Source organism: Streptomyces sp. NPDC000983, assembly GCF_040299205.1.
Classification (GTDB): Bacteria; Actinomycetota; Actinomycetes; order Streptomycetales; family Streptomycetaceae; genus Streptomyces.
This window is the reverse complement of sequence record NZ_JBEPBM010000002.1, coordinates 344,310-357,998: the sequence shown is the minus strand read 5'-3', so window position 1 is coordinate 357,998 and position 13,689 is coordinate 344,310. Positions and strand designations below refer to the sequence as shown.

Sequence of the window (13,689 nt, the reverse complement as noted above, 5' to 3'; positions counted from 1 at the left end):
CGTCAGCTTGCGACTTCACTTTAGTTGAGCATTGAACTTCTTGCCACTCCTAACGGAAGAAGCCCGGAGGGCATTCCCTCCGGGCTCCCGCCGTACGGGCCGTGGCGGCGTCAGTTGCTGAAGTACAGGTACTTCCAGGACCCGTAGGCCGTGGAGTTCACGGTGTCGCCGGACGAGCCGTTGACGTACACCGACCGCATCCGCGCCCGGATGCCCGACTCGCCGGGCGCCCCCAGCGTCACGGCCGACTTGCCGTTCGTGCCGAGCGGGAAGTACTGCGAGTCCGCCGAGTACCACTTACCGGAGTAGTAGACCTCGAGGTCGAAGCGCTGCTGGCGGCCCGCGTAGTAGTTCATCGTGGTGGTGAGCAGCGGGTCGGTGTTCTTGCGGAACCAGTAGTACGTCGTCGAGCCGATCTTCGCCGTCTTGTAGTGCTTGGAGACGGCGGTGGAGACCTTGGCCTTGCCGTACGCCGTGACCTCGACCGTCCTCGGCTTGTAGCGGGCGTCCCCCTTGAACACCGCGGTGACCGTGGTGTCCCGGGTCATGTCGACCCAGGCGGCGATGTTGCCGTCGGAGTTGACCTTGCCGCTCTTGATCAGCTTGTTGGGCCGGTCCGAGCCGAAGGGGTTGGCCCAGATCTCCACCGAGCGGTTCTTGTAGGTGGTGCCGAGGTGCGCCGTGAACTTCACGTCGGCGCCGTAGCCGTAGAGCTTGCCGTTGTTGTTCAGGCTCAGCGAGGTCGAGGCCCGGGAGACCTCGACGGTGTCGGAGGTGCTCACCGCGGTGTGCGCGGCGTCGCCCGCGTACTTCACCGTGTACGTCACCTTGCCGCCGGCCGGCGGGACGTCCTTGAAGGAGTAGGTGCCGTCCGCCTTGACCGTGACGGGCGCGAGCGCCTTGCCGCTCGGGCTCTCCAGGTCGGTGCGGGTGACGGAGAGCTGCACGCCCGCGGGCAGCGCGACCGTCGCCGAGATCTTGCCGGTGACGGTGAGCGTCTTGGCGCGGGTGGCGGTCGACGGGGCGGCGACCGTGAGGGTGGGGACGTTGAGGGTGGGGTCGGTGAGCGCCTTCAGCGTGTAGCCGCCGCTGCCCGGGACCAGGGTGAAGATCCGGGAGGCGTCCGGGGCCCAGGCCACGTCGACCGCACTGGTGGTGTAGGTGCGCAGCGGGCGCGTGGCGTTCGGCCGGTAGACGGCGACCTTGGTGCCCGTGCTCTGGGCGACGAGGCCGCTGCGCGCGACGTCGGCCCGCAGCCCGGCCGGGTAGGCCCCGGCCTCGGTGAACGTGCCGTCCGCGTAGGCGTCACGGTCGGTGCCGTTGACGAGCACCTGGTCGGCGCCGGCGACGAGGTCGATGTCCCCGATGCCGTCGTTCAGCGTGTAGTCGCCGTTGTGCCAGGCGCTCAGCTGAGGCGTGCCGCTCGACACGTCGAGGACGGCCATCGAACTGGTGGACAGCCCGGTCTCGGCGACGGCCAGCAGGCCCGGACGCAGCGGGTCGGTGTCCAGCAGCGACTGGCCCCACATCCCGATCGACGTTCCCTCGGTCGGGAACTGGGCCAGCGCCACCGGGTCCGCGCCGGTCGCGGGGTCGACCGTCGGGTCGACCGAGCCGAGGTCGCCGTCCCACTGGTCGCCGTAGGTGAACCAGACCTTGCCCGCGGCGAACTCGACGTGGACGGGACCCGTGTCGGTGGCGACCGGATAGCGGGCCTTCTCGTCGAGCGTGGCCGCGTCGAGGGCCACGATCTCGTGGGTGTCCCGCGCCGTGGCGTACAGGGTGGTGCCGTCGTCCGACAGCGCCAGGTCCGAGACGCCGGGAACACCGCTCACCGAGGCGAGGACGGCGCCGGAGTGGTCGGCGACGAGGACGGTGCCGGCCGAGCGGTCGCCGAGGAAGACCCGCTGGCCGTCCGCGACGATGCCGCCGGGCACGGTGACCCTGGCGGAGGCCGCCGACGCCGGACCGGCGGCCACGACGCTCAGCGCCGCCGAGCTGAACAGGACCGCGAGCGCCGTCGCGGCCGAAGTGGTGCGCATGCGCACAGTGATGTACCCCCACGGATGACCCCGGCCGGGCCGGGGTGACGAGAGAAGCGCCGCGCGGCACCCGGACGTGTGCCGCCGGGAGGCGGTGACGTGCGGGGCGCGGCTGCCGGGGGAACTCTATGGCATGGTTGCGACAACCACAGGGGGGAATTTTCCGCCAGGAAACGGCGGGAAGCGACGTTTAGCCGTACATCCTGCGCATCGCGAACTCCACCATCTGCTCGACCGCCTTCGCGTCGAACACCATCCGGTGCTCGCCCTCCATGTCCACCACGAAGCCGTACCCGGTCGGCAGGAGGTCGATCACCTCGGACCCGGTGATCACGAAGTACTTGGACTCCTTGCCCGCGTACCGGCGCAGCTCCTTGAGCGAGGTGAACATCGGGATCACCGGCTGCTGGGTGTTGTGCAGGGCGAGGAAGCCCGGGTTGTCGCCGCGCGGGCAGTACACCTTCGAGGTCGCGAAGACCTGCTGGAAGTCCTCCGCCGCCATCTGGCCGGTGGTGAAGGCCCGCACCGCGTCCGCGAGCGAGGGCGGGGACGGCTCCGGGTAGAGCGGCGGCTGCTGGCCGTACCCGCCGACACCACCGGTCATGGGCTGCTGCGGCGGGGCGTACTGCTGGCCCGCAGCGCCACCATCCATGGGCTGGCCGTATCCGTACATGGGCGCAAGCGTACCGAGCGGCGGGGGGCGTGGGGCGGGCACGCCCGGCAAAGCGGCGACGGCGGGGCCGGGGCCCGGTTCCGGTGTGAACCGTCACAGATGGCCGGATCGGGGTTGCGGCTTATTACTGACGGGTAGCATCATCGGAGCTACTTGTTGGTACGTGAACTAGCGCGAGGATCCAGTGCCTCGCCGATCTCTCTCTACGGAGCCGTCGCCATGGGGCACTACAAGTCGAATCTGCGGGACATCGAGTTCAACCTCTTCGAAGTGCTCGGACGCGACAAGCTGTACGGCACCGGGCCTTTCGCGGAGATGGACACGGACACCGCGAAGAGCATCCTCGAGGAGATGACCCGCCTCGCGGAGAACGACCTCGCGGAGTCCTTCACCGACGCCGACCGCAACCCGCCCGTCTTCGACCCGGAGACGAACACCGCGCCGGTTCCCGCGTCCTTCAAGAAGAGCTACAAGGCGTTCATGGACTCCGAGTACTGGCGCCTCGGCCTGCCGGAGGGCATCGGCGGCACCACCGCCCCGCCGTCGCTGATCTGGTCGTACGCGGAGCTGATCCTCGGCGCCAACCCGGCCGTGTGGATGTACTGCTCCGGCCCCGCCTTCGCCGGCATCCTCCACGACGAGGGCAACGACGTCCAGAAGCAGATCGCCCGGATCGCCGTCGAGCGGACCTGGGGCTCCACCATGGTGCTGACCGAGCCCGACGCGGGCTCCGACGTCGGCGCCGGCCGCACCAAGGCCGTCCAGCAGGAGGACGGCTCCTGGCACATCGAGGGCGTGAAGCGCTTCATCACCTCCGGTGAGCACGACATGGAGGAGAACATCCTCCACTACGTCCTCGCCCGCCCCGAGGGCGCCGGCCCCGGCACCAAGGGCCTGTCCCTCTTCCTCGTCCCGAAGTTCCTCTTCGACTTCGAGACCGGCGAGCTGGGCGAGCGCAACGGCGTCTACGCCACCAACGTCGAGCACAAGATGGGCCTCAAGGCCTCCAACACCTGCGAGATGACCTTCGGCGACCGCCACCCCGCCAAGGGCTGGCTGATCGGCGACAAGCACGACGGCATCCGCCAGATGTTCCGCATCATCGAGTTCGCCCGCATGATGGTCGGCACGAAGGCGATCTCCACCCTCTCCACCGGCTACCTCAACGCCCTGGAGTACGCCAAGGAGCGCGTCCAGGGCCCCGACCTGGCGAACTTCATGGACAAGTCCGCGCCCAAGGTCACCATCACCCACCACCCCGACGTGCGCCGCTCCCTGATGACGCAGAAGGCGTACGCCGAGGGCATGCGCGCCCTCGTCCTGCACACCGCCTCCGTCCAGGACGCCATCGCCGTCAAGGAGGCCGCCGGCGAGGACGCGGGCGCCGAGCACGCCCTCAACGACCTGCTCCTGCCGATCGTGAAGGGCTACGGCTCCGAGAAGGGCTACGAGCAGCTCGCGCAGTCGCTCCAGATCTTCGGCGGCTCCGGCTTCCTCCAGGAGTACCCGATCGAGCAGTACATCCGGGACTCCAAGATCGACACCCTCTACGAGGGCACCACCGCGATCCAGGGCCAGGACTTCTTCTTCCGGAAGATCGTCCGCAACCAGGGCGCCGCGCTGAACTCCCTCGCCGAGGACATCAAGAAGTTCCTCGCGCTGGGCACGGGCGGCGAGGAGCTCTCCGGCGCCCGCGAGCACCTCGCCAAGGCCGCCGTCGAGCTGGAGGCCATCGTCGGCCTGATGCTGACCGACCTCGCGGCCACCGAGCAGGACGTCAAGAACATCTACAAGGTCGGCCTCAACACCACCCGCCTGCTGATGGCCTCGGGTGACGTCGTCGTCGGCTACCTGCTCCTGCGGGGCGCCGCCGTGGCGGCCGAGAAGCTTCAGACCGCCTCCGCCAAGGACCGGGCGTTCTACCAGGGCAAGATCGCGGCGGCGAAGTTCTTCGCGGCCAACGTCCTGCCCGGTGTCACCGGCGCCCGCAAGCTCGCCCAGGGCACCGACCTGGACCTGATGGAGCTGGACGAGGCCGCCTTCTAGCCCCGGACCCCCCTTTCCCCTTCCCACCAGGGCCCGCCCTCCGCATCAACGGGGGGCGGGCCCTGGTACGTCGTTAAGGTGAACCCCATGAGCGAACCCTCCCGCTTCGACCGCGGCCACACCGACGACCTCATGACCTTCCTTGCGGCCAGTCCCACGCCGTACCACGCCGTGGCGAACACCGCCGAGCGGCTGGAGAAGGCCGGGTTCCGGCAGGTCGCCGAGACGGACGCCTGGGACGGGTCGAGCGGCGGCAAGTACGTGGTGCGCGGTGGTGCGATCGTGGCCTGGTACGTGCCCGAGGGCGCCGCGCCGCACACCCCGTTCCGCATCATCGGCGCCCACACCGACTCGCCCAACCTGCGCGTCAAACCGCTGCCCGACACCGGTGCGCACGGCTGGCGGCAGGTGGCCGTCGAGATCTACGGCGGCCCCCTGCTCAACTCCTGGCTCGACCGCGACCTCGGCCTCGCCGGTCGGCTGACCCTGCGCGACGGCTCCACCCGGCTCGTCGACGTCGACCGCCCCCTGCTGCGCGTCCCCCAACTCGCCATCCACCTCGACCGCGCGGTCTCCTCGGACGGCCTCAAGCTCGACAAGCAGCGCCACCTCCAGCCCGTCTGGGGACTCGGCGACTCCCCCCGCGACGGCGACCTGATGGCCTTCCTGGCGGAGGAGAGCGGGCTCGCCCCGGGCGAGGTCACCGGCTGGGACCTGATGGTCCACTCCGTCGAACCCCCCGCCTACCTCGGCCGCGACCGCGAACTCCTGGCCGGCCCGCGCATGGACAACCTCCTGTCGGTGCACGCGGCCACGGCGGCCCTGACCGCGGTCTCCACCGCCGGCCTCCCCTACATCCCGGTCCTCGCCGCCTTCGACCACGAGGAGAACGGCTCCCAGTCCGACACCGGCGCGGACGGCCCGCTCCTCGGCGGAGTCCTGGAGCGTTCCGTGTTCGCCCGCGGCGGCTCCTACGAGGACCGCGCCCGCGCCTTCGCCGGCACCGTCTGCCTCTCCTCCGACACCGGGCACGCCGTCCACCCCAACTACGCCGAGCGGCACGACCCGACGCACCACCCGCGCGTCAACGGCGGCCCCATCCTCAAGGTCAACGTCAACAACCGCTACGCGACCGACGGTTCGGGCCGGGCCGTGTTCGCCGCCGCCTGCGAGCGCGCCCAAGTGCCGTTCCAGTCCTTCGTGTCCAACAACTCCATGCCCTGCGGCACCACCATCGGCCCCATCACCGCGGCCCGCCACGGCATCCGCACCGTCGACATCGGCGTGGCGATCCTCTCCATGCACAGCGCCCGCGAACTGTGCGGCGCCGACGACCCGTTCCTCCTCGCCAACGTCCTGGTGTCGTTCCTCCAGGGGTAGTCCGGGCGGCGCCGGGTACCCGCTTGCGAGAAATCGTCACAGAGGGAGGCGAGGTGCCATGGGCCTCGGTGGATGCATCATCCTCATCGCCGCGGGAGCCATACTCACGTTCGCGACCGACTGGGAGATGGAGGGGATCAACCTCGACCTGGTCGGGGTGATCTTCATGATCGTCGGTCTGATCGGCGTCACCACGTTCAGCAGCATCGCCCGGCGCCGCCGGGTGGTGGTACCGCCCACCACGCCCGTCATCGACGAGCAGGGCCGCCACCACCCCGGCGGCTGACCGTGCCGGTCACCGGGCCTGCGGGTCCATCCCGGCGAGCACCAGTGGCAGCCGGTCCGCGCCACCGTCCCCGACGCGGACCGGCACGCCCCAGTCCTGCTGATGCACATGGCAGGCCGGATACTCGTTGGCCGGGTCGTCGTCGCAGGACGCGGCCATCGCCGACACATGCAGCACCCCCTGCTCGAAACCCGGCGCGAGGCGCAGGGTGCGGGTCAGACCGGTACCCGCCCCCTCGCCCTCGGCCAGCAGCTCCGGCGGGGTGGCGGAGACCAGCAGCCGGGTCGAGGGCCCGTACCGGGTGTCGAGCTTCTGTCCGGGCGGCGCCTGGAAGATGACGTCCAACGTCAGCGTGCCCGGCGCCACTTCGGTGGCGGCACGCCGGGTGCGATGGGCCACCGACTCCACCCGCACCGCCTCCTCCGGGAGCCTCAGCCGGGTCAGCCGGTGCCGGGCCGACTCCACGACCACCAGGTCGTCCCCGACCAGCACCGCGTCACTGGGCTCGCGCAGATCGGTGGCGAGGGTGGTCACCTCGCCCGTCGCCGGGTCGTAGCGGCGCAGGGCGTGGTTGTAGGTGTCGCAGACGGCCACCGAGCCGTCGGGCAGCGCGGTCACCCCCAACGGGTGCTGGAGCAGCGCCTGTTCGGCCTTGCCGTCGCGGTGCCCGAAGTCGAACAGCCCGGTCCCGACGGCCGTGTGCACCTGGCCGTCCCGGTCCACCCAGCGCAGGGCGCTGGTCTCGGAGTCGGCGAGCCACAGCCGGTCCGCGGTGGCGGCGAGCCCCGAGGGCTGCGCGAACCACGCCTCGGCCGCCGGCCCGTCCACGAGCCCCTCGTTGGTGGTCCCGGCCGCCACGGCGACCGTCCGGTCCTCCGGGTCGTACACCCACAGCTGATGGACCCCCGCCATGGCGACCCAGACCCGCCCGCCGAAGACGGCGACGTCCCACGGCGAGGACAGGTTCACCTCGCGGCCCGGCCCCGACACGGCGTCCCCCTGCATCCACTGCCGTCCGGTACCGGCGAGCGTGGTCAGCCCGCCGGTGGCCGGGTCCAGCAGCCGCAGCGCGTGATTGACGGTGTCGGCCACGACGACCGAGCCCGTGTCGAGCAGCGCCAGACCCTGCGGCTCGTTCAGCGCCGCGGTGTCGGGAGCGCCGTCGGCGAACCCGCGCCGACCGGAGCCGATCCGGCGCACCACGGTCTCCCCGTCCGGCTCCAGCTCCACCAGCTGATGCCGGGTGGTGTCGCTGACCAGGAAGTTCCCGCCCGGCAGCAGCAGCGCCTTGCCGGGGAAGCGCAGCACCGTCGGCTCCGGCTCCGGCGCCACGTACGGCCCGTCCCCGCGGCGCAGCGTGCCCTTCGCCTCGTGCTCGGCCTCCAGCTCCGTCACCAGCCGCTCGATGGCGTGCACATGCCCCTCCCCGGCGTGCTGCGCGACGACGTACCCCTCCGGGTCGATCACCACCAGCGTCGGCCAGGCCCGCACCGCGTACTGCTTCCAGGTCCCGAGTTCGGGATCGTCGAGCACCGGATGCTCCACCCCGTACCGCTCCACGGCATCGACGACCGCCGCGTGCTCGGCCTCGTGCGCGAACTTCGGCGAGTGCACCCCGACCACCACCACGGTGTCCCGATGCCGCTCCTCAAGCTCCCGCAACTCATCGAGCACATGCAGACAGTTCACACAGCAGAAGGTCCAAAAATCCAGCACCGCGATCCGCCCCCGCAGCTCGGCGAGGCCGAGGGACCTGCCCCCGGTGTTCAACCACCCGCCCCGCCCGGTCAGCTCGGGAGCACGGACTCGGACGCGGCGGCGGGGGGTGGGGGCGGAGTCGCTCATGCGGCCAAGCTTGCCACCGGGCGGACGGGACGGCCCGACGCCCACGACGGGGGGAGTAGCGGTGAGTGAGAACGCCCAGGTCTTCATGGCGCTGCCGGGTCGTACGCAGGATGCGCGGGAGGTGTTCCGGGGCGCGCTGGGGGAGGTCGTGCGGGCCGTCGGGCTGGAGGTCGGGCCCGCGGAGCCCGGGGGCGGGCGGGAGTGGGAGGGCCGGGTGCGGCTCGCGCTGCGCCGGGCCTGCGCGCAGGGCCTGAGCCTTTCCGGGGAGGCGTTCGCGGCGCTGGTCGGGGCCGCCGTCCACGATCCCGATCCGAGCTTCAACCGGCAGTTCCTGGAGCCGGCGCTGAACGCGTTCGGAAAGCGGCGGGTGCGGTCCGCCCTGCTCGCGTACCTGCGGACCGGCACGGACGCCGAGCGGGCGGGGGCGGCCCGCGCCTGGTACTGGTCGGCACTGCCGCTGCGGATGCCCCTGGTGCGGGCCCAGTCGCCGTCCGAGGACGGGCCGGACGTGACCGCCGAGTGGTACGAGGCCGCCCTGCGCGAGTTCGTCCGCAACGAGAACCTGGACGTGCGGCGCTGTCTGCTGCCGGGGCTGCCGCTGTGGAAGTCGTTCCACCCGGAGCGGCTGCACGACCTGGTGGACACGGTGGTGGCGGTCGCCCGGGCCCATCCGGACGACTACCTCCGCCACCGCGTCGAGCACCAGGTCCGCGAGTGAGACCCGAGGTCAGTGCAGGGCGTGGCCGGTGGTGACGTCGACGTGGTCGGGGACGGTCTCGTGGCGGTCGCCGACCGTGGAGGTGCCGGAGGGTTCGAGGAGGAGGATGTCGGTGGGGACCGGGGCGTAGGGCTTGTGCTCGGTGCCGCGGGGGACGGTGAAGACGGACAGGGGCGGCAGGACGACCGTGCGTTCGCCGGCGGGCTCCCGCAGACAGATGTGCAGTTCGCCGTCGAGGACCAGGAAGAACTCGTCGGTGTCGTCGTGGACGTGCCACAGGTGTTCGCCCTCGACGTGCGTGACGCGGACGTCGTAGTCGTTGACCGTGGCGGCGATGCGCGGGCTCCAGCGCTCGGTGAAGGAGGCGAGGGCGGCGGGCAGGGAGACGGGTTCCGGTGTCATGGCGTCATCGTGCGATGGCCGCGCGAGCGGCGCGAGTGCTAGGAATCGCACATGGCGCAAGGATCCTCTCAGCACGCGACGCACCGGGTGGCCGTGATCGTCGACGAGGCCACCAACCCGTTCGAGGTGGGCGTCGCCACCGAGCTGTTCGGTCTGCCCCGCCCCGAGCTGGGGCTGCCCGCCCCGCTGTACGAGGTCACGCTGTGCACGCCCACGCCCGAGGTGCGCATGAACCACGGCTTCTTCACCCTGACCGGCACGCCCGGCCTGGACGCCGTGGACGACGCCGACACCCTGGTCGTACCCGGCCGCCCCGACAACGTCGTACCGCGCGGGGCCGACGTACTGGACGCCGTGCGCCGCGCCCACGCGCGCGGGGCGCGGGTGCTGAGCTTCTGCACGGGCAGTTTCGCGCTCGCCGAGGCCGGGCTGCTGGACGGGCTGCGGGCCACCACCCACTGGATGTGGGCCGACACCTTCCGCGCGCTGCACCCCCGGGTGCGGCTGGAGCCCGACGTGCTCTTCGTGGACGAGGGGCGCATCCTGACCGCGGCGGGCAGCGCCGCCGCGCTGGACCTCGGCCTGTACCTGGTGCGGCAGGACCACGGCGCGGAGATCGCCAACGCCGTCTCCCGGCGGCTGGTGTTTGCCTCGCACCGGGAGGGCGGGCAGCGCCAGTTCGTGGAGCGGCCGGTGCCCGAGGTGGCCGACGACTGGCTGGGGCCGCTGCTGGCGTGGGCGCAGGAGCGGCTGGGCGAGCCGCTGACGGTGGCGGATCTCGCGGCACGGGCGGCCGTCTCCCCGGCCACGCTGCACCGGCGGTTCCGCACCCGGCTGGGCACGACGCCGCTGGCCTGGCTGACCGGGGAGCGGGTGGCGCTGGCCTGCCGGCTGATCGAGCGCGGGGAGGAGCGGCTGGACGTGGTGGCGGAGCGCTGCGGGCTCGGTACGGCGGCGAACCTGCGGGCGCGGCTGCGACGCGGGACCGGGCTCAGCCCGTCGGCCTACCGGCGGCGTTTCGGACCGCGTGCGGGGGAACCCCTGGTGTCATGAGATTCCTCGTGCGCGACCGGCTCCTCGGCTTCGGTGACGACTACTGGATCGAGGACGACCGGGGAGAGAAGGTGTTCCTCGTCGACGGCAAGGCCATGCGGCTGCGGGACACCTTCGAGCTGAAGGACCGGCAGGGCCGGGTCCTGATCGACATCCGGCAGAAGATGCTGGCCCTGCGGGACACGATGGTCGTCGAGCGGGACGGCGAGCCGCTGGCCACGATCCGCCGCAAGCGGCTGTCGCTGCTGCGCAACCACTACCGGGTGGCGCTGGCGGACGGCAGCACCGAGCTGGACGTCAGCGGCAGGATCGTCGACCGCGAGTTCGCCGTGGAGTACGAGGGCGAACTCCTCGCGGTGATCTCCCGCCGGTGGCTGCACGTCCGCGACACCTACGGCGTGGACGTCGTACGGGAGGACGCGGACCCGGCGCTGCTGATCGCGGTGGCGGTGTGCGTGATCCACCTGGCGGAGAAGGAGCGGGAGGACTGAAGCCCCCTTCCTGGCAGGCCTACAGGACCCGGTCCTTCAGGGCCGGGAACTGTTCCCGGGTCGCGGCGACCCGGGACGGGTCGAAGTCGACGGTGAGGATCTCCTCGTCGGCGCCCGCCTCGGCGAGGACCTCGCCCCAGGGGTCCACCACGATCGAGTGACCGGCCTGGGGAACCGAGGCGTGCGTCCCGGCCGTTCCGCAGGCGAGCACGTACGCCTGGTTCTCCACCGCCCGCGCCTGCGCCAGCAGCGTCCAGTGCGCCCGGCGGCGCTCCGGCCAGCCCGCGGGGATCACCAGGGTCTCGGCGCCGGCGTCGACGAGGCCGCGGAAGAGTTCGGGGAAGCGGAGGTCGTAGCAGGTGGCCACGCCGAGGGTGGTGGCGGGCAGCGGGACGGTCACCAGGTCCCGTCCGGCGCTCATCAGCACGGCCTCGCCCTTGTCGAAGCCGAAGCGGTGGATCTTGCGGTAGGAGGCGGCCAGCTCGCCGGCGGGGCTGAAGACCAGGGAGGTGTTGTAGAGCGGCCCGTCGCCCGGGCCGCCGGGCGCGCGTTCCGGGATGGAGCCCGCGTGCAGCCAGACGCCCGCGTCGCTCGCCGCCTTCGCCATCGCCTCGTGGGTGGGCCCGTCGAGCGGCTCGGCGTGCCGGCCGAACTCCTCGTAGGCGAACGCGCCGGTGGTCCACAGCTCCGGCAGGACGACCAGATCGGCGCCAGCCTGCGCCCGGACCAGGGAGGCGACGCGGACCCGGCGGGATTCGACCGATTCGCCCTCGTCTACGGCGATCTGGATCAGAGAGGCGCGCACACTACCACCGTCCTGGCATTCGAGCCGTCCACACGGGCCTACGATCGTCACACGAAAGCACTGCCGGGGTGCCTCTCAGCAGCGTAACTTAGCGTCTCAAGACACCCGCCGACAGCCACCTCCCACTGGCATCGCCGCCACCACCTGCCCGTGTACCGACCGCCGAGGGGTCCCGTTCCGTGAGTCTGCATCCCACCCTCCAGCCCTACGCCGACGCGTGGACCCACTCCATCGAAGCGATATCCGAACTGGTCTCGCCCCTTGTCGAGGGCGAATGGAACCGGCGCACGCCGTGCCCGGGCTGGTCGGTCCGGGACGTGGTCTCCCATGTCATCGGCCTGGACTGCGAGATGCTCGGCGACCCGCGGCCCATCCACACCCTCCCGCGCGACCTGTTCCACGTCACCAACGAGCACCAGCGGTACATGGAGATGCAGGTCGACGTGCGCCGTCACCACACGGCGCCGGAGATGACCTCCGAGCTGGAGTACACGATCATCCGCCGCAACCGTCAGCTGCGGAACGAGTCCCGGGACCCGGGCACCAAGGTGCGCGGCCCGCTGGGCAGCGAGATCACCCTCGAAGAGGCCATGCGCAACCACGCGTTCGACGTGTGGGCCCACGAGCAGGACCTGCGCCACTCCCTCGGCCGGCCCGGGAACCTCGACTCGCCGGGCGCGCACATCGCCCGGGACGTGCTGCTGGCGGCGCTGCCGGAGGTCATCGCGAACAAGGCGGAGGCTCCGCGCAGTTCGGCGATCGTGCTGGACGTGCACGGGCCGGTGGAGTTCCTGCGGACCGTCCGTGTCGACATCCAGGGCCGGGGGACGGTGGAGACGGCGCCCGCGCTCGGGCCCGCCGCGACGCTGAGCCTGGACTGGGAGACGTATGTGCGGCTGGCCTGCGGGCGGGTGACCGCGGACGCGGTCGCGGACCGGATCAAGACCGAGGGCGACCCGGCGCTGACCGCCGCGATCCTGCGCAACTTCCAGGTGACGCAGTAGCGGGTCGGACACGGTGGTACGGCGGCGAAAAGACGTTGTGACGACCGCTCGTCCGGTGCTTGCCTGCCCCGCATGACCGATGCCACGAACGAGACCACGACCGTGACCACCACCGGGGCGACCACCGTGACCACCACCGGGACGACCACCCGGGCCGCCGACGGCCCACCGCGCCTGACCGAACTGGCGTTCCACGGTCCGCTGTCGGAGGACAGGGCCGAGCGCCTGGTCCGCCGGTTGGCACGCAACGAGCCGGCCACCGTGCTGGACATCGGGTGCGGGTGGGGCGAGCTGCTGCTGCGGATCCTGGCCGCCGCGCCCGGGGCGAAGGGCGTCGGCGTGGACATCAACGCCGAGGACCTGGAGCGCGGCCGGCGTGCGGCCGAGGCCCGGGGGCTGGCGGAACGGGTCGCGTTCCGGGAGGCGTCGGCGCGGGAGGGCGGCCTGGAGCCGGCGGACCTGGTGCTGTGCCTGGGTGCCAGTCACGCGCTGAGCGGGGCGGCGGCGCCCGAGCACACCGTGCAGGCGCTGCGGGCGCTGCGCGGGCTCGTCCGGGACGGCGGACGGGTGCTGCTCGGCGAGGGGTTCTGGGAGCGGACGCCCACGGACCGGGAGCTGGCCGGGATGTGGCCGGACGCCACGGTCTGCGACCACTACGACCTGGCGGCACTGCTCGACGCGGCGGTGGCCGCGGGCTTCCGGCCCGAGTGGACCGAGACCGCGAACCGCGACGAGTGGGAGGAGTTCGAGTCGGCCTACCAGGCGGACGCCGAGGTCTGGCTCGCCGCGCACCCCGCCCACCCCGCGGCGGGGGCCACCCGGGAGCGCCTGGACCGGCACCGCGCCCAGTGGATGAACTACCGGGGCGTCCTGGGGCTGGCCTACCTCACCCTGGTAGCGGCCGCAGCCGGCTGAGCGGCACGGGCAGGGACAACGGCAGGGGC

Annotated in this window: 13 protein-coding genes; 8 read left to right on the top strand and 5 right to left on the bottom strand. The window is 71.8% G+C overall.

Going from position 1 to position 13,689, the window contains the following annotated elements; translation table 11 throughout:
* Positions 1 to 110 precede the first annotated feature (110 nt).
* Positions 111 to 2,042 (bottom strand): YncE family protein, encoded by a 1,932-nt coding sequence (locus tag ABT296_RS03640; protein WP_351922748.1) that lies wholly within the window; start codon positions 2,040 to 2,042, stop codon positions 111 to 113.
* Between the two features lie 190 nt (positions 2,043 to 2,232).
* Positions 2,233 to 2,715, bottom strand: a complete 483-nt coding sequence (locus tag ABT296_RS03635) for an SseB family protein (protein WP_351922746.1) — start codon at positions 2,713 to 2,715, stop codon at positions 2,233 to 2,235.
* Between the two features lie 219 nt (positions 2,716 to 2,934).
* Between ABT296_RS03635 and ABT296_RS03630 the strand changes: the two genes are divergently transcribed.
* The 3 genes from ABT296_RS03630 to ABT296_RS03620 all read left to right on the top strand — a co-directional run bounded on the left by ABT296_RS03630 (position 2,935) and on the right by ABT296_RS03620 (position 6,427).
* A complete protein-coding gene (locus ABT296_RS03630) occupies positions 2,935 to 4,761 on the top strand; it encodes an acyl-CoA dehydrogenase (RefSeq protein WP_351922744.1) in 1,827 nt (608 codons plus the stop codon).
* Between the two features lie 87 nt (positions 4,762 to 4,848).
* The gene (locus tag ABT296_RS03625) at positions 4,849 to 6,141 is read left to right on the top strand and encodes a M18 family aminopeptidase (RefSeq protein WP_351922742.1); all 1,293 of its coding nucleotides are present in this window, start codon (positions 4,849 to 4,851) and stop codon (positions 6,139 to 6,141) included.
* A 58-nt stretch (positions 6,142 to 6,199) separates the two neighbouring features.
* Positions 6,200 to 6,427, top strand: a complete 228-nt coding sequence (locus ABT296_RS03620) for a hypothetical protein (protein WP_351922740.1) — start codon at positions 6,200 to 6,202, stop codon at positions 6,425 to 6,427.
* 9 nt (positions 6,428 to 6,436) lie between these two features.
* Here ABT296_RS03620 and ABT296_RS03615 read toward each other — a convergent pair whose 3' ends face one another.
* The gene (locus ABT296_RS03615; protein ID WP_351922738.1) at positions 6,437 to 8,272 is read right to left on the bottom strand and encodes an NHL domain-containing thioredoxin family protein; all 1,836 of its coding nucleotides are present in this window, start codon (positions 8,270 to 8,272) and stop codon (positions 6,437 to 6,439) included.
* Between the two features lie 61 nt (positions 8,273 to 8,333).
* Here ABT296_RS03615 and ABT296_RS03610 point away from each other — a divergent pair, with 61 nt between their 5' ends.
* A complete protein-coding gene (locus tag ABT296_RS03610; RefSeq protein WP_351922736.1) occupies positions 8,334 to 8,990 on the top strand; it encodes a hypothetical protein in 657 nt (218 codons plus the stop codon).
* A gap of 9 nt (positions 8,991 to 8,999) precedes the next feature.
* On the opposite strand, the gene ABT296_RS03605 is transcribed toward ABT296_RS03610, so the two are convergent.
* Positions 9,000 to 9,392 (bottom strand): cupin domain-containing protein, encoded by a 393-nt coding sequence (locus ABT296_RS03605; RefSeq protein WP_351922734.1) that lies wholly within the window; start codon positions 9,390 to 9,392, stop codon positions 9,000 to 9,002.
* Positions 9,393 to 9,443: 51 nt separating this feature from the next.
* On the opposite strand from ABT296_RS03605, the gene ABT296_RS03600 reads away from it, so the two are divergent.
* Entirely contained in the window at positions 9,444 to 10,445 is a 1,002-nt protein-coding gene (locus ABT296_RS03600) for a GlxA family transcriptional regulator (protein WP_351922732.1), read from the top strand.
* Positions 10,442 to 10,936, top strand: a complete 495-nt coding sequence (locus tag ABT296_RS03595; RefSeq protein ID WP_351922730.1) for an LURP-one-related/scramblase family protein — start codon at positions 10,442 to 10,444, stop codon at positions 10,934 to 10,936. Before ABT296_RS03600 ends, ABT296_RS03595 begins: the two co-directional genes overlap by 4 nt.
* Positions 10,937 to 10,955: 19 nt before the next feature.
* Here the strand turns inward: ABT296_RS03595 and ABT296_RS03590 are convergent, their stop codons facing one another.
* A complete protein-coding gene (locus ABT296_RS03590) occupies positions 10,956 to 11,741 on the bottom strand; it encodes a carbon-nitrogen family hydrolase (protein ID WP_351922728.1) in 786 nt (261 codons plus the stop codon).
* Between the two features lie 179 nt (positions 11,742 to 11,920).
* Between ABT296_RS03590 and ABT296_RS03585 the strand changes: the two genes are divergently transcribed.
* On the top strand, positions 11,921 to 12,745 hold the full coding sequence (locus ABT296_RS03585; protein ID WP_351922726.1) for a maleylpyruvate isomerase family mycothiol-dependent enzyme: 825 nt from the start codon (positions 11,921 to 11,923) through the stop codon (positions 12,743 to 12,745).
* 72 nt (positions 12,746 to 12,817) lie between these two features.
* Positions 12,818 to 13,660, top strand: coding sequence for an SAM-dependent methyltransferase (locus ABT296_RS03580; protein ID WP_351922724.1), 843 nt, complete (start codon positions 12,818 to 12,820; stop codon positions 13,658 to 13,660).
* Positions 13,661 to 13,689: the final 29 nt, after the last annotated feature.

What these genes read in the sequence shown, in the direction of transcription:
- ABT296_RS03580 (WP_351922724.1), top strand. Translation starts at nt 12,818, where the DNA reads ATGACCGATGCCACGAACGAGACCACGACCGTGACCACCACCGGGGCG.
- ABT296_RS03605 (WP_351922734.1), bottom strand. Translation starts at nt 9,392, where the DNA reads ATGACACCGGAACCCGTCTCCCTGCCCGCCGCCCTCGCCTCCTTCACC.
- ABT296_RS03625 (WP_351922742.1), top strand. Translation starts at nt 4,849, where the DNA reads ATGAGCGAACCCTCCCGCTTCGACCGCGGCCACACCGACGACCTCATG.
- ABT296_RS03595 (WP_351922730.1), top strand. Translation starts at nt 10,442, where the DNA reads ATGAGATTCCTCGTGCGCGACCGGCTCCTCGGCTTCGGTGACGACTAC.
- ABT296_RS03630 (WP_351922744.1), top strand. Translation starts at nt 2,935, where the DNA reads ATGGGGCACTACAAGTCGAATCTGCGGGACATCGAGTTCAACCTCTTC.
- ABT296_RS03620 (WP_351922740.1), top strand. Translation starts at nt 6,200, where the DNA reads ATGGGCCTCGGTGGATGCATCATCCTCATCGCCGCGGGAGCCATACTC.
- ABT296_RS03600 (WP_351922732.1), top strand. Translation starts at nt 9,444, where the DNA reads ATGGCGCAAGGATCCTCTCAGCACGCGACGCACCGGGTGGCCGTGATC.
- ABT296_RS03635 (WP_351922746.1), bottom strand. Translation starts at nt 2,715, where the DNA reads ATGTACGGATACGGCCAGCCCATGGATGGTGGCGCTGCGGGCCAGCAG.
- ABT296_RS03640 (WP_351922748.1), bottom strand. Translation starts at nt 2,042, where the DNA reads ATGCGCACCACTTCGGCCGCGACGGCGCTCGCGGTCCTGTTCAGCTCG.
- ABT296_RS03615 (WP_351922738.1), bottom strand. Translation starts at nt 8,272, where the DNA reads ATGAGCGACTCCGCCCCCACCCCCCGCCGCCGCGTCCGAGTCCGTGCT.